Annotated in this window: 13 protein-coding genes; 4 read left to right on the top strand and 9 right to left on the bottom strand. The window is 49.4% G+C overall.

The window, feature by feature from the left end; translation table 11 throughout:
- Positions 1-45 precede the first annotated feature (45 nt).
- Both U9S71_RS14580 and U9S71_RS14575 read left to right on the top strand, forming a co-directional pair.
- Positions 46-1,074 (top strand): RluA family pseudouridine synthase, encoded by a 1,029-nt coding sequence (locus U9S71_RS14580; RefSeq protein WP_326328251.1) that lies wholly within the window; start codon positions 46-48, stop codon positions 1,072-1,074.
- A 74-nt stretch (positions 1,075-1,148) separates the two neighbouring features.
- Positions 1,149-1,997, top strand: coding sequence for an aminotransferase class IV (locus U9S71_RS14575; protein ID WP_326328249.1), 849 nt, complete (start codon positions 1,149-1,151; stop codon positions 1,995-1,997).
- Here U9S71_RS14575 and U9S71_RS14570 read toward each other — a convergent pair.
- Both U9S71_RS14570 and U9S71_RS14565 read right to left on the bottom strand, forming a co-directional pair.
- Complete coding sequence (locus U9S71_RS14570) at positions 1,987-3,279, bottom strand: type IX secretion system plug protein (RefSeq protein ID WP_326328247.1); 1,293 nt, start codon at positions 3,277-3,279, stop codon at positions 1,987-1,989. The two genes, U9S71_RS14575 and U9S71_RS14570, sit on opposite strands and share 11 nt — an antisense overlap.
- A gap of 2 nt (positions 3,280-3,281) precedes the next feature.
- Positions 3,282-5,198 (bottom strand): ABC-F family ATP-binding cassette domain-containing protein, encoded by a 1,917-nt coding sequence (locus U9S71_RS14565; RefSeq protein ID WP_326328245.1) that lies wholly within the window; start codon positions 5,196-5,198, stop codon positions 3,282-3,284.
- Between the two features lie 42 nt (positions 5,199-5,240).
- Between U9S71_RS14565 and U9S71_RS14560 the strand changes: the two genes are divergently transcribed.
- Complete coding sequence (locus U9S71_RS14560; protein ID WP_326328243.1) at positions 5,241-6,272, top strand: quinone-dependent dihydroorotate dehydrogenase; 1,032 nt, start codon at positions 5,241-5,243, stop codon at positions 6,270-6,272.
- Positions 6,273-6,350: 78 nt separating this feature from the next.
- Here the strand turns inward: U9S71_RS14560 and U9S71_RS14555 are convergent, their stop codons facing one another.
- From U9S71_RS14555 to gyrA, 3 genes are read right to left on the bottom strand one after another with little or no spacing between them, the layout of a single operon-like run.
- On the bottom strand, positions 6,351-7,523 hold the full coding sequence (locus U9S71_RS14555) for a tetratricopeptide repeat protein (RefSeq protein ID WP_326328242.1): 1,173 nt from the start codon (positions 7,521-7,523) through the stop codon (positions 6,351-6,353).
- Between the two features lie 4 nt (positions 7,524-7,527).
- Positions 7,528-8,688 (bottom strand): tetratricopeptide repeat protein, encoded by a 1,161-nt coding sequence (locus U9S71_RS14550; RefSeq protein ID WP_326328241.1) that lies wholly within the window; start codon positions 8,686-8,688, stop codon positions 7,528-7,530.
- Positions 8,636-11,215, bottom strand: a complete 2,580-nt coding sequence (gene gyrA / locus U9S71_RS14545) for a DNA gyrase subunit A (RefSeq protein WP_326328240.1) — start codon at positions 11,213-11,215, stop codon at positions 8,636-8,638. The genes U9S71_RS14550 and gyrA overlap by 53 nt, the downstream gene beginning before the upstream one ends.
- A 175-nt stretch (positions 11,216-11,390) precedes the next feature.
- On the opposite strand from gyrA, the gene U9S71_RS14540 reads away from it, so the two are divergent.
- A complete protein-coding gene (locus U9S71_RS14540) occupies positions 11,391-12,725 on the top strand; it encodes a mechanosensitive ion channel family protein (protein WP_326328239.1) in 1,335 nt (444 codons plus the stop codon).
- 12 nt (positions 12,726-12,737) lie between these two features.
- Here the strand turns inward: U9S71_RS14540 and U9S71_RS14535 are convergent, their stop codons facing one another.
- The 4 genes from U9S71_RS14535 to U9S71_RS14520 form a co-directional block, all read right to left on the bottom strand.
- Complete coding sequence (locus U9S71_RS14535; RefSeq protein ID WP_326328238.1) at positions 12,738-13,148, bottom strand: hypothetical protein; 411 nt, start codon at positions 13,146-13,148, stop codon at positions 12,738-12,740.
- 124 nt (positions 13,149-13,272) lie between these two features.
- On the bottom strand, positions 13,273-14,553 hold the full coding sequence (locus tag U9S71_RS14530) for an MFS transporter (protein ID WP_326328237.1): 1,281 nt from the start codon (positions 14,551-14,553) through the stop codon (positions 13,273-13,275).
- 74 nt (positions 14,554-14,627) lie between these two features.
- Positions 14,628-15,362 carry a hypothetical protein gene (locus tag U9S71_RS14525; RefSeq protein ID WP_326328236.1) on the bottom strand — a complete coding sequence of 245 codons (735 nt, stop codon included), beginning with the start codon at positions 15,360-15,362 and terminating at the stop codon, positions 14,628-14,630.
- 14 nt (positions 15,363-15,376) lie between these two features.
- Positions 15,377-16,102 carry a hypothetical protein gene (locus tag U9S71_RS14520; protein WP_326328235.1) on the bottom strand — a complete coding sequence of 242 codons (726 nt, stop codon included), beginning with the start codon at positions 16,100-16,102 and terminating at the stop codon, positions 15,377-15,379.
- Positions 16,103-17,699: the final 1,597 nt, after the last annotated feature.

Raw genomic sequence — 17,699 nt, 5'->3', positions numbered from 1 at the left:
AAAAAAGCTTCAGGTAGGGGTTGCTTTTTTTTTTATGTTTGCGCCATGGCAGATCACGTAGCATTGGAAGAGTCGGAAGAGCAGGATTTGTATGAACATCTGCGCATTGTGGTAGACAAAGGGCAGGCGCTATTACGCATCGATAAGTTCCTGATGAACAGGGTAGAGAACGCTTCGCGTAACCGCATTCAGCATGCCGTTACCGCTGGTACGGTACTGGTAAACGGGCAGCCCATAAAAGCCAGCTATAAGGTAAAGCCGTTAGACATCATTTCGGTGGTTTTGCCCCACCCACCACGTGACACGGAAATCTACCCCGAAAATATCCCGTTAGACATCCCATATGAGGATGATGATGTACTCATTGTCAACAAACAAGCGGGTATGGTGGTTCACCCGGGCTACAACAATTACACCGGTACGCTGGTGAACGCGTTGGCTCACCATTTTGCCAGTTTACCATCATTGCCGGGCAATGATGGCCGGCCGGGGTTGGTGCACCGCATCGACAAAGATACGAGCGGCTTGCTGGTCGTCGGCAAGAATGAGTGGGCATTGACCTACCTAGCCAAGCAGTTTTTTGACCACAGCATATCGCGCAAATACATCGCGCTGGTGTGGGGTGATATGGCCGACGAAGGATCCATTACCGGGTATATTGGCCGAAGTGCGAAAGACCGGCGGGTGATGGCCGTGTACAATGAGGAGGAGAAAGGGAAATGGTCGGTTACCCATTACCGTGTTTTGGAACGGCTGGGCTACGTCACGCTCATCGAGTGCCGGTTGGAAACCGGCCGTACCCATCAAATCCGGGCCCATTTGCAGTCCGTAGGGCATCCGTTGTTCAACGACGCGGTGTATGGTGGCGATCGGATATTGAAAGGGACGGTATTCAGCAAGTACAAACAGTTCGTGGAAAATTGCTTCGCGCTGTTGCCGCGGCAAGCACTCCATGCCCAAAGCCTCGGGTTTGTACATCCTACCACCCGCGAAACTATGGCATTCCAAACGCCATTACCGGAGGATTTTCGGCTATGTCTGGAAAAATGGCGTAGTTATGTGTCCCACCATTAGCCGTCGTCTTTATGGCACAGGAGTTGCCGTATGGGGAATCCTAGTTATTATTATTACGAAAATAAGTTGAGCGAATGCCGGTACATTTTATAGATTTTAATACCCGTTTTATACCCGAACAAGAAACGGTCCTTACAGCCGATAATAGGGCGTTCCGATATGGCGATGGTTTGTTTGAAACCATGCGTTGGATGGACGGCGACATCCGGTTTTTGTCCCATCATATTGCCCGGCTTCATGAAGGGATGCGTGTGCTTAAGCTGGAGCAGACCGAAAAGTTTACGGCGGATTTTATCCGTTCGCGCGCAGCAGAGCTCATCAAGCGCAACGGACTGGAAAACCAGCACGTGCGTGTGCGATTACAAGTGTTCCGTGGTGGCGGTGGCTTATATAGTCCACAACAGAATAGTGCTTGTTATGTTATGGAAGTTTCAAAGCTGGATCCCGACGATGTGAAACACCGCAAAATCGGGCTGATAATCGATGTATATAATGAGGTTAAAAAGCCATATAGTGAACTTTCGAAATTAAAGTCGTCTAACGCATTGGTATACGTCATGGCGGGACTTTATCGCACCAAGAATGGGCTAGACGATGTGTTGTTGTTAAACCAGGAAGGGTTCCTCTGCGAGTCACTCAGTTCCAACGTGTTCATCTGGTACGAAAAAAAGCTGTATACGCCGGCCATCAGCGAGGGGTGCATCGATGGGGTGATGCGCAAGGTGGTCATTGATCTCGCAGTGGATAGTGGAATGGAGGTCATCGAAGCCCAGATCAGTCCGGATATCTTGCGAGCGGCGGATGAGATTTTCCATACCAATGCCATACACGGCGTGCAGTGGGTAATGGGGTATAAACAGAAACGTTATTTTAATCGGATATCCCGTATGCTACAAGAGCGGTTGGCGTTTGTCAATTGCTGATCTCGATAAAGCCTGCCAACTCATCCCACGTTGTTCCTGGCCGTCGGTTATACACAAGGATTTGATAGGTGTTGTCCGTTTCAAAGTGATTTCCACTGGAAAACGACACATCCACCGTGCTCGGCGTATCTGCATGTACATAGGCATAGTCATATAGGCCCTGCTTAAGTAAAAGAGAGCATCGCCATGTCTTGGTCGAGGGGTCGTACGTCATCTTGTTCGCCTCGTTTCGCATATAGCTATTGAACGAACCAACCACGTAGACTGCCCCACTGGTGGTCGATTCATCAACCAGCGAAAAGGTAACCCACGCATAGTCAGATTCCGTATCGGCATCTGTCTTATCCTGATTCCGCACAAAAAAATTCCCGTTTTCATCGAATGTAGAAGCATACGCCGCATCGCGATAGTTTTCGTCGGCAACAAGGTATACGTGGACGGCACTATCCAGTCTGATATTGGCCACCCGATCGGATGCCAAGCGCAGGCTGCGCAGATCGAAATACCGGAATTCGTTGCCGCCATCGAAGTCCAGCGTTTTATTGTCGTTATAGGTCAGTTCGTTGCCGTTTACGAAATGGGGGGTGGTTAGCCACTGCTGCACATCGGGGCGTTGGTTTTGCATTGCCAGGATACGAATATCTTGGTAAGGGTTGTTTACCGTGAGCCCACCTGTATTGACCTTGATGTTTATCTTTTGGTTGGTGCGGCGTTTGGCCACATTTACCGAGGGGGCGAACTGGGCAGACACCATCATCAACGGCGCTAGCACATAGAAGCGCCGGGAGATGATCAGGCGGCGCTTGTCGGCGTCTTCGTATACCTTTAATAGGTAATTGCCAGCTAATTTCGGTTTGATGTTCGGGGTAGGGAAATCTACGCGGTAATGCGTATACGGTTGCAGCGTATTTACCGAGGAGGCATAGTCTACAATGCGTTCCTCGTTAAATCCTTCGGCATATTCAAGCGGTGATAACCGGCTCGGCTTCCAATCGGCATCGCAATGTTCCAGGCTGAAATAATAATTGCGTACATCTCCCCGAAGATCGTCAAAAGCAAGCATCAGTTGGTCATCGCTGTGTAACTCGATGACCGGCAATGCATTTTCTTGATCAATGGGATAAAACTGTACAGATTTGATCGCCGGCAGGTAGTTGGTATTGTCGTAGACCAATTCCTGTTGCGGTGTTCGCTCGCGCTTGGTACGCTTCTTTTTCTGCTTTTGGGCCATCACGGCCATACAGCCCAAGAGCAATATCGTTACGACCAGCAGCTTTCTCATACCTATCCTTCCGTTGCCATGATTTCTTCAGCCAGTTTTTCCCATTGCGTTTGGCTTGCTGCCAATTCGCGTTTCAACGCATCGTATTGCCGGGAGGCTTCTGCCAATTTCGTTGGGTCTGCATAGGTGCTTTCCTCCGCCATCTTCAATTCGGTTGCTTTCACGGTTTCCTCCAATTGCCCGATACGTTGTTCAATGCTTTCCAGTTCCTTATGGAGTTTTTTTGTATCCCGTTCTTCCAGCATTGTATTTTTTACTGCGGACGGTTTAGCCGCGGTTTTGGTGGGTTTGGAAACATCCGTTTTCGGTGTTGTTGTCGTTATTCGTTTTGCCTGCCATTCCTCGTATTCTTGGTAGGTGCCGGGGTATTCTTTTATTTTCCGGTCCTCAATATACCAGATTTTATTGGCTACATTATCCAGCAGATAGCGGTCGTGGGAGACGACGATGAACGTGCCCTCGAATTGCCGGAGGGCTTGGATGAGGATATTGACCGATTGGATATCCAAATGGTTGGTCGGTTCATCAAGCACCAGGAAATTGGCATCGGCGGTAAGCGCCTTCGCCAGCGCCACCCGTGATTTCTCACCTCCCGAGAGCACCCTTATTTTCTTGAAAGCATCGTCGCCCGTGAAGAGAAAGCAGCCCAGTATGGCCCGCAACTCCGTTTCGGTGTGCTTGGGTGCAAACAACTGCAGCTCTTGCAAGATTTCGTTATCCAGGTGTAATGCTTCTAATTGATGTTGGGCAAAGAATGTCCGACTCACGTTATGCCCGGTTTCGGATTGACCGGTAAAATCTTGGTCGGCATTAGCGACGATACGTAATAGGGTAGACTTTCCCTTTCCGTTGGCTCCGATAAGGGCTATTTTATCACCTTTTTCAATGATGGCATCCGTTTTCTCAAGGATAGGGATACCTGGATACGACTTGCTTATGTGCTCGAGCCGTACAACGTGCCTGCCCGATTGTTTGCTGAATTTGAAGCGGAAGTTCACGCTGGGGTTGTAGTCGTCCACATCGGCGACTTTCTCCATGCGTTCTAATGCCTTGATGCGCGACTGCACCATTTTTGCCTTACTCGCTTTTGCACGGAACCGCTCAATGAGCCGCTCCTCCTGTTTTATCTTCGCCTGTTGATTTTTGTATTGGTTACCCTGAATTTCCTCACGTAGCGACTTTTCTTCCAAGTAGAAGGAATAGTTGCCGGCGTATTGGATGAGTTTTCCACGTTGCGATTCCACGATGGTATTGACCACCCGGTCGAGGAAATAGCGGTCGTGCGAGACGATGACTATGGCCCCATCAAATGCTTGCAAATAGCCTTCCAGCCATTTGATGGAGGGAAGGTCAAGGTGGTTCGTTGGCTCGTCGAGCAGCAGGATGTCGGGCGCCTGTAACAATATCCGTGCAAGCATCACACGCATCCGCCAGCCTCCGGAGAACTCGGACAACGTCCGCTTTTGGTCGCTATCGCTGAATCCCAGTCCGGCGAGGATCTCATGGGCGCGGTATTCGATGTTATAGCCATCCAGTGCTTCAAGCTCGGTCTGTTTATCACTTAATTTTTGGATGATGTCGTCTGAATAGTCCGTTTCCAGCTTTTTGAGCAATACCTCAATTTCAACGAGGAGTTGGTTTTGCCGCTCAAAAGCCTCCATCGCCACGTGGAGGATATTCTTGTCAGACTGGTAGGAAAGGAGGTCTTGGTTGAGGTAACCAATTTTGATGTCCTTAGCCATCGAGATCGTACCGGCGGTAGGGGCGTAGTCGCCCACAATCAGTTTCAGTAGGGTGGTTTTGCCGGTACCATTGGCGCCGATTAATCCGGTCTTGTCGCCGGGCTTGATATGCCAGTTGGCATCGTCATATAGTGCACGTGCACCTATTTCAAACGTAAGGTTATTTATAGCAATCATTCTGGGTGCAAAAGTACGTTTTTTTCAGGTACCTTTGTGGCCATGTATAAACTGATTAAGCCACTGCTGTTTTCGATGGATCCTGAAACCGCCCACCATACGGTATCGGGCGGCCTACGGTCATTCTGCGCCGTATGGGGCGGCAAGCGTCTGCTGCGCGCTGCTTATGGCTACGAACATCCGAGCCTCGAACGCGAAGTATTTGGCCTGAAATTCAGTAACCCGGTGGGTTTGGCGGCAGGGTTTGATAAAAATGCCGAGTATGTGGAAGAAATGGCTGCGTTGGGTTTCGGTTTTGTCGAAATCGGCACGGTAACACCACGGCCGCAGCCCGGCAACGAGCGGCCGCGTCTATTCCGTCTTGTTGACGATCGGGCACTCATCAACCGGATGGGGTTCAATAACCAAGGGGTCGACGTAGCGGCTATGCGATTAAGCCAATTGAAAAATAGACGAAATCTCCTCATCGGGGGGAATATCGGTAAAAATAAGCTGACACCCAACGAAGAAGCGATAAGTGACTATATCAAGTGTTTTGATGCGTTATTTGACGTGGTGGATTATTTCGTCGTGAATGTAAGTTCGCCCAATACGCCGGGCCTCCGTGCATTGCAGGAAAAGGAACCACTTACGCACATCTTGAATGCCTTGCAGCAGCGTAATCGCAAGGGCGACGTATCACGGCCGATCTTGTTGAAAATTGCGCCCGACCTGACCAATAACCAGCTGGATGACATCATCGATATTGTTCGCGATACAGGGATAGCAGGCGTAATAGCCACCAATACGACGATAGCGCGCAAAGGCCTGTTGAGTGGTGGACATCTTCCGTCGGAAGTTGGGGGCTTGAGCGGACAGCCACTGGCTAAACGTGCTACAGAAGTAATTCGTTACCTGGCTACGAAATCCGAACATGCGTTTCCCATCATCGGGGTGGGGGGCATACATACGCCCGACGATGCTATCGAAAAGCTCGCTGCGGGTGCCGCATTGGTGCAACTCTATACCGGCTTCATTTACGAAGGTCCCGATCTGGTCAAGCGTATTTGTAAAAAGCTAGTGGCCCACGGGTAACGGCATGCACAACTAGTAATGAAGAAAGCCCTCCAGGTAATCAACCGGAGGGCTTTCTTTGGGAAGTTTATTGGATGATTATTGCAGCGCATTGATGCGAGCCTGCAAGTCTGCTATCTTCGCGTCGTCTTCTTTGATTTCGTAGTATTTCTTGAGGTTTGTTAATGCCAAGTAGGATGAACCGTCCAATTCGACCGCTTTTTCCAGGTATGGCAACGCGGAATCAAAGATGTCGTAAGCCTTCTGGATTTCTGCATCATATTCGGCTTGCTGAAGGCTGGCGTTATTTGTCTTGTTAAAGTGGTCAATCCCCTTATTCAAAATCAAGCCACCCAAGTTGATGTTGGCCTCGAGGTAATCCGGATTGATTTCGATTGATTTCCGGTACGCTGCTTCGGCCTTTTCTACCTCTTCCATTTCTGCGTAAGCAATACCGAGGTAATAATGCAGGTTTTCGTTTTGGGGATCTTTTTCTACCTGGGCGGTGATGGTGTTGATGATTTTCTGCTCATTGCCTGCCATCAGGTTCAATTCGATGTTTTGCGTAGCCAATTCGCTGTCATCGGGATATTTGTCGGCACCTATTTCTGCATATTTTATAGCATTGGTGGTGTCGCCCTGCATCAGGTATAGGCGAGAAACGTCCAGTATGATCTGCTTGTTGTTTGAGAAGCTGTCTATGGGCACAAGCTCCACATATTTAGATAACGCCTTGTCATAGTCTTGGGAATTGATCGCCGCTAATCCAGCATAATATAATAAGGTCGTATCATTGGGGAGGTAAGCCAGGCCCTTGTCGAACGCACTGTATGCGGCGTCAAAGTCTTGGCTGTCCCACGCTTTCACGCCCTTATTCATTTCATATTGAGCGACGATGGAATTGAGTATGTTCAGGTTTTGTTCGTGCTCCTTTTCCGTGTCGAGGCTCACCGCCTTTTCGCGTGCTTCGTTAGCGGTTTGGATATAGCTGTCGGCAGCATCGGTCGAATCGAGCAGGGCCAAGTCGGCATTTACCAAGGCATAATAGGTCCAAGTTTCTGCCAGATCCTTTGTCTTATCATGCTCAATCGCTTTCTCCAGCGCCTCTTTTGCGTCCGTCAGGTCCGATATGCCCAATGCAGCAGTTCCGACGGATTTAACTTCATTGAATTTGTTGTAGCTGGCTTTTGCCTTTCTTAAATTGCTGTTTTGGGAAAAGGCGGCCGAAGCGGTAAGTACCAGCATGCCTAGTAAAATCGATTTCACTTTCATGATTCTAGTTTATTGTGAGTTGATTTAATATGTTATTTACTCGTTCTTGTTGGATGACGTCGCCTGCACGTTCGTATAGCACGGCGAGCGACTTCAGTGTGTTCACTTCAGAAGGTTGTATCTGGTTGGCTTTTAATAAGTGCTCTTGCGCTTTGCTTTTCACTTCCTCATTATTCGGGTCGGCGATGTAGTCCTTTAAATACAACAGCCCCAATTCGAGGTTTCCCTCAAAACTGTTGGCATCCAGGCTAATCACTTTTTCGTAATATTTTTTGGCCGCACCGTTGTTGCCTTCCATTTCGTTGGCGTAGCCGGCAATATAATTCAAGCCTACATTTTCCGGCTCATGGGAAATGGCCTCGTCTGCCAATGGAACGATGGCTTCGTAGGCGCCATTCGCCATATATGCATTGATCAAGGTAAAAAGTACTTCTTTACTCTCCGGAAATTGTTGTCGCCCCGTAAGCAGCGTGTTGAGCATTTCTCGGTTGTCCCCTCTTTTTTTATAAAGTTTAGCCAACTTGAGGATGTAGGTAGGGGATGAGGTTTCTGACTGGGCGGTGAACGTCTTATACCTGTTGATGGCATCTTCCTCGTGTCCTATTTTGGCACTCAATACAGCGAGGTTGTGCTTTACATCGATGGTGTTTCCGCTAATCGAGTCTACCATTTGGTATTGATGAAACGCCTCCTCGTAGTTTGCACTGGCTACCGCACGGTTCGCTTTGATGAGGTATGCTTTGGTCAAAGATCGCTGTATGTAATCGATTTGCGACTCGTATTCGAAATCAACCGATCTATTGGTCAGCCGTTTCCACGCAGCCAACGCGATATCATTCGGGTCTGCATGGTACTTCTGCGTACGGTTTGAATCGACCACCGCCAAGGTGCTGTATACCAACCCATGGAGTAGGATATTTCTGAAACTTGTTGAGTCCCTCTTCGTTTTGAACGCTGCGTCAGCAAACTTCCGTGCGGCTTCCAGCTGTTTGAAATCTTTAGACTGCATGTACCGCGCAAAACTGTTATTGCCTTCTTTAAGGTCTGACTGGGCAATAACGGGCGACATACTGGCCACCAGCAGGATAGCCAGGGCGGCAGCTGCCCTCACGCTATTCTTCGTCAGAAGGCGATGATTCGTCCGTTGTTGTATTGTCGTTTTCACCGGTATTTTCACTGTGTTCTTGGTTTTCTCCTTCTTCAATAAATTCATCTTCTTCTTCGCGTTCCACCTTTGTAATCGAGGCAATCTCATCATCGCCTTTGAGGCTGATGAGCCGAACACCTTGGGTGGCTCTTCCCATAACCCGTAACTCACTGGCCGCAATCCGGATAACGATACCAGACTTATTGATAATCATCAGGTCGTCGTTATCTGTAACATCTTTGATGGCTACCAGCTTGCCCGTCTTATCCGTCACGTTAATGGTTTTCACACCCTTTCCGCCACGGTTGGTTATCCGGTAGTCTTCAATATCCGTCCGTTTGCCATATCCCTTTTCGGAAACGACCAGTACGGTTGTGTCGAAATTATTAACACTAATCATGCCAACTACCTCGTCGTCCGGACCGGCCAGCGTGATCCCGCGTACACCCGTGGCGGTTCGTCCCATCGGGCGGACGGTCGATTCGTTGAAACGGATGGCTCTTCCCGACTTCAACGCCATTACAATCTCGCTGTTGCCATCGGTGAGGTTTGCTTCGAGCAATTGATCGCCTTCATTGATGTTGATGGCATTGATGCCATTGGCTCGCGGCCGGGAGTATGCTTCAAGCGACGTCTTTTTAATGGTGCCGCGCTTTGTACACATGATGATGAAATTATTCTCAAGATACTCCTGGTCCTTGAGGTTCTTCACCTTGATGTAGGCCTTGATTTTTTCCTCTTTCGGGATATTGATGATGTTCTGTATCGCACGGCCCCGGGAGGTGCGGGTACCTTCGGGGATTTCGAATGCCCGCAGCCAGAAGCAGCGCCCGGCTTCGGTAAAGAACAGCATGTAGTTGTGGGCCGATGCCGTGATGATGTGTTCGGTAAAGTCTTCTTCGCGGGTATTGGAGCCTTTTGCGCCCTTCCCGCCGCGGCCTTGCGTTCTGTATTCGGTTAGGGGCGTACGCTTCACGTAGCTCTCGTGCGAGATGGTTATGACAATCTCTTCGTCGTCGATGAAGTCTTCCATGCGCATATCCTCGGCCGAATGCACGATGGTGGAGCGGCGTTCATCGCCGTATTTCTCTTTCACTTCACGCAGTTCGTCTTTGATGATGCTCATGCGGAGCCCCTCGTCTTCCAGTATGGACTTCAAGTACTCGATGGTTTTCATCAGCTCGGCATATTCTTCCTTGATCTTGTCGCGCTCCAGTCCGGTAAGCCGGCGCAGGGTCATATCGAGGATGGCGCGGGCCTGAATGTCGGATAGGCCGAATTTCTCCATCAAGCCAACCCGGGCGTCATCCGGCGTCGCCGAGGCCCGGATAAGCTTAATCACTTCATCGAGGTGATCGAGCGCGATGAGTAACCCCTCCAGGATATGGGCACGTTTTTCGGCTTCTGCCAATTCGAATTTCGTGCGTCGTACCACTACCTCATGCCGGTGTTCCACAAAGTGGTAAATCATATCCTTGAGGTTCAACATCATGGGACGACCATGAACCAAGGCGATGTTATTTACACTGAATGAGGTTTGTAGGGCGGTATGCTTGTATAGGTTGTTCAGTATGATGGATGCATTTCCATCACGTTTGATGTCATATACAATCCGCATTCCGTGCCGGTCGGATTCGTCGCGGATTTCAGAAATTCCTTCAATTTTCTTTTCATTAACCAGATCTGCCGTCCGCTTGATCATGTCCGATTTATTCACCTGATAAGGGATTTCGGTGACGATGATCTGTTCGCGCCCGGTCTTCGTGGTTTCAATTTCCGCTTTAGCGCGCATCACAATGCGGCCCCGGCCGGTTTGGAAGGCATCCTGTACGCCGGCATACCCGTAAATGATGCCCCCCGTGGGGAAATCGGGCGCCTTCACATGTTGCATCAACGCGCTGATTTCGATATCACGGTTGTCGATGTAGGCAATGATGCCATCTACCACTTCCGATAGGTTGTGGGGCGCCATATTGGTAGCCATACCCACGGCAATGCCCGAAGCTCCGTTTACCAGCAGGTTGGGAATACGGGTAGGAAGCACCGTAGGCTCTTCGATGGAGTCGTCAAAATTGAGCTGGTAGTCTATGGTGTCTTTATTAATATCGGAGAGTAGCTCTTCGGCAATTTTTTTCAACCGTGCTTCGGTATACCGCATGGCCGCTGGCGGGTCCCCGTCTACCGACCCGTAGTTTCCCTGGCCGTCTACCAACGGGTACCGTAGGCTCCATTCCTGCGCCATACGCACCATCGTGTCGTATACCGACGAGTCGCCATGGGGGTGATATTTACCGAGTACGTCGCCCACAATACGGGCAGATTTTTTATAGGGCTTCCCACTTGTCACCCCCAGATCGAGCATGCCATATAGTACGCGCCGGTGTACCGGCTTCAAACCGTCCCGTACGTCGGGCAATGCACGCGATACAATAACAGACATCGAGTAGTCGATGTATGCCGATTTCATTTGGTCTTCGATGTTGATGGGGATGATCCGATCGTTTGCCGGAACGAGGTTGTTGCCGTTTTCTGTTTCTTCAGCCATTATATGTTTACCAATCTTAAATCAAAAGGCACAGCAAGACCATGCATAAACATGCTTGTTGAGCATGCGAAATTACGAATTTTTTAAGTCATTCTATAATGTTTTGTTATCCGTTGAGAATCCTTAGCTTTGCAGCTTGTTACGTCTTCTTTTTTACCGCTCAATCAGTTAATTTATGGAAATACCTACGATTGCAAATTCCTCAAACATCATTTATCAGTGGACTTATGATATGCTTATCGGCTGGGGCGTTCCTGCCGGACAAGCAGACATTGTGAACCTTTTCGTGTTGTTGGCACTGCTCTTCATTGCGTTGAGCATTGTCTATTACGTGCTTCGTAAGTTCCTTGTTAATGCGTTGGCCATGTTAGCCAAGCGCTCGAAGACGCAATTCGATGATCACCTCGTGCGCAACCGGGCCATGGCACAATTGGCGCGATTGGTGCCGCTCCTGATCTCCATCCAGTTCATCCCGGTCGTTTTTTCCGCTTTTCCCGAATGGATTGGCCCGGTGCGCAAGTTTTTCGATATCGTCTTGGTTATTGTATGGGTAATGCTGTTCAGGGCCGTCTTCCGGTCCATACGCGATCACCTACGCACCAAAAAAGGGTTTGAAGACAAGCCGCTAGACAGCTACATCCAGGTGATTAATATCTTCCTGTTTTTTGTGGCTGGTGTCATTATATTTTCCATGCTAACCGGCCAGTCGCCATGGGCCTTTTTGGGTGCATTGGGCGCCGCATCGGCTATCCTGCTGTTGGTCTTCAAAGACACCATCATGGGCTTCGTAGCCAGCATACAGGTCTCTACCAACGATATGGTGCGTGTAGGCGATTGGATAGAGATGCCCAAGTACAATGCCGATGGAGATGTGATTGAGATCAACCTCAATACGGTAAAGGTGAGGAACTGGGATAAGACCATCACCACCGTGCCCACGCATTACCTGGTTACGGACTCGTTCAAGAACTGGCGCGGCATGCAGGAGAGCGGGGGGCGCCAAATCAAGCGTTCGGTGAGCATCAAGATATCCACCATACGTTACCTGGAAAAAGATGAAATCGAACATCTCAAGAAAATACAATTGTTGAAACCATTTATCGAGGAGCGCCAGCAAGAGATCGAGCAATACAATACGGAGAGTGGGGCCGACCCGACCATGCCTGTGAACGGTCGGAAGATGACGAACGTGGGATTATACCGCCAATATATTACCCAGTACACCGCCCAGCATCCATTAATCCACAAAGGCTATACGATGCTTGTCCGCCAATTGCAACCCAAAGAAACCGGGTTGCCGATAGAGCTTTACATGTACACGTCGGATGTTAGGTGGGGGATCTACGAAAACGCGATGGCCGATATTTTCGACCACCTGTTGGCGTCCGTCAAGTTTTTCGGACTGGAGGTTTTCGAAGCGCCAGCTGCCGACGATGTGCGTAGCCTGGGGCTGTCATCACCCAACGGCGATAACGGAGCCCCGGTGCCCATACGCCAGAGCGCGGGGTAGGATTGGCGGATACTAGCGGATCCGGGCATCGTTGACAACCCGCATGGCTTCATCTACCATGGTTTTCGCTACGTCGCGCATTTTCGTGTTGCCGTCAAAATCAGCGTCGAGGGTTACCTCTTTGCTCTTTTCCTTGTAATTGAACTGCAGGTAGAAGCGGGCTGCCGGTTTGGTGCTATCCGGTGCTCCGCTGGTCATGTCATCTGGCAGATTCCAGAATCCAAGCTGGGTCGCTTTTCCGTGTAGGTATTGTACATCGTCTTTACGCAATCTTACAGTATCTACCACCATCGAGTCTTGCGTATTCGTAAACCGGTAAAGCCCTGTCGCCGAATCAAATTGGTTAATCAGGTCGTCGCCCTCACCATATTTCAGTACAATCGATTCGAAATCTGCAAAGCGGAAAGGCGCATTTTTGAACATTTGGCTGTAATAATAAAAGCAATACAGCAGGAAAGGGAAGATAATGCAAATAGCAAGAAAAATTCTTTTGGTACGGTCGCTCATGATCTCAATTCAATTTCGGCGGCAAAAGTACGGAAAAAAATTAAACCTCGATCTTATGGCCTTTGATGGCGTAATAAGCGATGAATGCAAATAACGGGATAGGCACGAAAAAGCCCGCCGCCATGCCATATACGTCCGCAACGTACCCCATTATCGGCGGAAATACCGCTCCACCTCCTACGGACATCACCAAAAAGGAAGCTCCCTGTTTGGTGTTAGTTCCTAAGCTTCTAATGGCTAAGGCAAATATGGTAGGGAACATGATGGACATGAAAAAGAAGACACCATACAGTGCAACGAAGGACACCCATCCCAGTTTTAACGAGACCAGCGGCAATAACAAGCACACCAGCAACGCATACCATGCCAACATCCGCGCAGGTTTGAAATACCTCATGAGTGCACTGCCGGAAAAGCGGCCCATCATAAACAGAAAGAAACCCAGCGATAAAAAATAAGGGCCGTATTGCACATCAAAACTAGGGTGCATATCGTGGTCCGTCACAAAATTGATGAGGTAGCTGAAAACACCGGTTTGCGCCGCCACATAACACGCCTGTGCAGCGACACCCAGTTTAAAGTGCTTGTTTTTCCATAGCGGTTTCTTTGAAACAAAGGCAGGATGCTCGGGGTCCGAAATTTCAGTGTCGCCACCTGGTATGGCGGCGGCACCGTGTGCATGCATCAGATCCTCTTCATCGATCTTTGGTAGCTTCAACCGCGAGAAAACAAAGGCAATGGCCAGCACAGCCAATCCGATAAGTGCGAACGGCATCACAATGGATATCATTTTCTCACCCTCTACATGGCTGCGGTTACCATAGATGGATAAAGCGATCAGTGGGCCGACCACCCACGCAAAGCCGTTGAACGATTGGGCAATATTGATGCGCCTCTCGGCGGATTCGGGCGGACCCAACTTGGTGGTGTAAGGATTGGCTCCCGTTTCGATGGTGGCCAGGCCGGCGCCGATAACCAGTAGGCAGATGAGAAAAAGTACAAATGATTGAAATGGCGCCGTACCCGCTGCGAGCAATGCTCCGGCGCCGAATAGGCACAAACCGAATATAATGCCCTTTTTATAGCCGTATTTCTTGGTGAACAACCCTGCGGGTACGGCCATACAGAAATAGGCTCCGTAAAGAGAAACCTGAATGAAGCTCGATTGCCACTTTTTCAAGTGCAGCAATTCCTGGAAGTTCTTGTCAAGTGTATCCAGCAAACCATGGGCGACACCCCAAGTAAGAAACAACACACTGATTGCCATGAACGGGGTGGCGTAATTCACCCCATCCTTCATGAAGATTGATTTTTTGCTCATAACTCGTTATCGGCCTTTCTTTTGAAATAAAATCGGCCTAAAATAGCGAAATCCGTTGGATTATGAGCGGAAGATCATGGAATATTGTTAACTCCACGATGGCGCACGATACCGATATAATAGGGGGCCGACTCACTACCATTGCCTGTTAAAAAGATGGTCAGGTAGTCTGCCGGATCCAATGCTACGCCCGTTCGCCGGGCCAGTTGTTCACCGGTTTCGTCGACAATGGTGAGCACGTGGGTGCCCGTATCTGTGGTTATCACGAACTCCTCGGTATTCTTGCCGGTTTGTGGTGTTTCGGTTGGGCGGTTTTTGAAAGCCGCAATTGGCTCCGCCGCGCCGATGTGAAGCGTGGCGCGGTGCGTCGTCTCGGCCAGATTAAAAAAGCGCACACCTGCCACGGCCGTGGGATCTTCGACATCGTCAGGCAGTCGGTCATCGGTAAGGAAATGTAGTGGGGCGGCTTCCGTGCCAAAGAGAAACGATGTGTAATACTTGTTCTCCACCAACGTAAATGTAGTGTTTACCAACTGGGCCAATTCGTTAGACGAGAGGATTTCCATCCTGCAATCTTCATGGCTGGGGACAGTATAATAATCAACGCCCCGGTAACCCTGTCCTTGGCCCAATTGCTGGAGCCCACGGCCCACATCCAACCGGTGCAATACGGCTTGCGCCTCCAAAAACGAGTTGACTACGGACAACCCGGACCGTATGTCCGGTGTCGGTTCCTCGTCTTTTATACAGCCCGCAAAAAAGATAAGCCATGAAAAGAGCATGGCATAAAACGTATAATTGGTCTTCATCGCACGTTATGTTATTAGTTTACCCAATGCCACACCCTGCCTACGTAGAAGGTCGCGGGGTCCCTTTCGTCGCCAGTGAGGAAAATACTGACATACCTGCCCGGAGACAAATCGAGCGTACCCTCTCTGGTCGCTACTATTTCGCCATCTTCATCCACCACGCTCACGGTATAGGTTCCAGTGGTTACCGGAATAAAAGCCTCGCCGTTCTTACCGGTCTGGGTGGTTTCGGTGGGCCTGTTGCTGAAAGCCGCGGCAGGTTCAATATCGCCGATATGCAGGGTCATACGACGATCGGTGTTCGCCAGATTGTAAAACCGCACTGCAGCGATGGCCGCTGGGTCATCCTCGCCTTCAGGTATCCGGTCTTCTGTAATGAAGTGGCGGGGGGCATCGTGCGTACCGTAAACAATCGACGAATAATAGACGCTATCCTGCACGTTAATGGTGGTGTCTACAAGTCTGTTGTCTTCATACATCGAGTAGATTTCGACCCGACGGTTTTCGCCTGGCAACACGTACCATGGCAGGCTAGGGCCGTAACTTCGATAGCCAAGTGGACTTAACACCGGTACCGTGTTACGATCGATGTAACAATACACTGCATCGGCTTCGATAAACGCGTTTACAAACGTAGTCCCCCCAATCCGCTGGGGCTGGGGATCATTATCTCTCAAACATCCTCCTAGCAGTACAACGCTGGCTACGAGGGCCGTAATCAAATTTAATTTCTTCATCATATGTCTATTTTGACGTGCTGGGTCCGACAAACGCTACAGCGCCTGCGTCTTTTATTCCGTTTTATTTAAAATAACATATGACAAGCGGAATGGTGTTGGATATATTCGATTATATCACGTTTTTGAATAGGGCTCAGGTTAAGAATTTCTACGCATTGGCTACTATTCGTATCGATTTCACCGTCAGCTATCCCGCTTATTCTTGTTTTTTGTGTTCTGTATATATTCTCAAAATAAAGGTTAAAACAGGTTGTAATTAAGGAATATATAAAACTATTTCATAGTGTGTAATTTTGACACTAAGTATACAAATCATAACGTCTTAAGATGTACCTTTGCACCAGTTATTAGAAACAATACAGTTTACATAATTTTAATTGTCAATATGATGGAAGAAATTTTAGATCAAACGGCCCAAGAAAAGCAACCTGTTGTGGTGAAAACGACATCATCTACCGCAAAAAGGCGCGCTTATAGTCCATCGCGTTTCTCAGTCAAGGGACTTAGAAAGCATCCAGGAATACAAACTAGCCGAAATCCCGTTGTTTTTGGGTAGACATCTTAACCCTGATACAGGGCTGGTACAGTGGCCGACCACTGTGCCAGCCCATCATTGACCTAACCCAAGCTGAACGGGAGTTTCATCTTGATTGGCGGGATTGGCTGCGCCGCACGGTCCCGCACGCAAAGGCTGCAGCCATCCCTTGTAGGGGAGGCTTCACCAAAATGAAGCCATTCGCTACGCTCATTCCTTTTTTTATTTTCTGCTTTTGCCTGAGCAAGCTCACTTGAGATTGACTTCAAGGGATTGGCTGCGCCGCACGGTCCCGCACGCAAAGGCTGCAGCCATCCCTTGTAGGGGAGGCTTCACCAAAATGAAGCCATTCGCTACGCTCATTCCTTTTTTTATTTTCTGCTTTTGCCTGAGCAAGCTCACTTGAGATTGACTTCAAGGGATTGGCTGCGCCGCACGGTCCCGCACGCAAAGGCTGCAGCCATCCCTTGTAGGGGAGGCTTCACCAAAATGAAGCCATTCGCTACGCTCATTCCTTTTTTTATTTTCTGCTTTTGCCTGAGCAAGCTCACTTGAGATTGACTTCAAGGGATTGGCTGCGCCGCACGGTCCCGCACGCAAAGGCTGCAGCCATCCCTTGTAGGGGAGGCTTCACCAAAATGAAGCCATTCGCTACGCTCATTCCTTTTTTTATTTTCTGCTTTTGCCTGAGCAAGCTCACTTGAGATTGACTTCAAGGGATTGGCTGCGCCGCACGGTCCCGCACGCAAAGGCTGCAGCCATCCCTTGTAGGGGAGGCTTCACCAAAATGAAGCCATTCGCTACGCTCATTCCTTTTTTTATTTTCTGCTTTTGCCTGAGCAAGCTCACTTGAGATTGACTTCAAGGGATTGGCTGCGCCGCACGGTCCCGCACGCAAAGGCTGCAGCCATCCCTTGTAGGGGAGGCTTCACCAAAATGAAGCCATTCGCTACGCTCATTCCTTTTTTTATTTTCTGCTTTTGCCTGAGCAAGCTCACTTGAGATTGACTTCAAGGGATTGGCTGCGCCGCACGGTCCCGCACGCAAAGGCTGCAGCCATCC

Source organism: Parapedobacter flavus (assembly GCF_035818675.1).
In the GTDB taxonomy this organism is placed as follows: domain Bacteria; phylum Bacteroidota; class Bacteroidia; order Sphingobacteriales; family Sphingobacteriaceae; genus Parapedobacter; species Parapedobacter flavus.
Note: the sequence above shows the minus strand (reverse complement) of the source record. Positions and strands in the feature narration are given on the sequence as shown.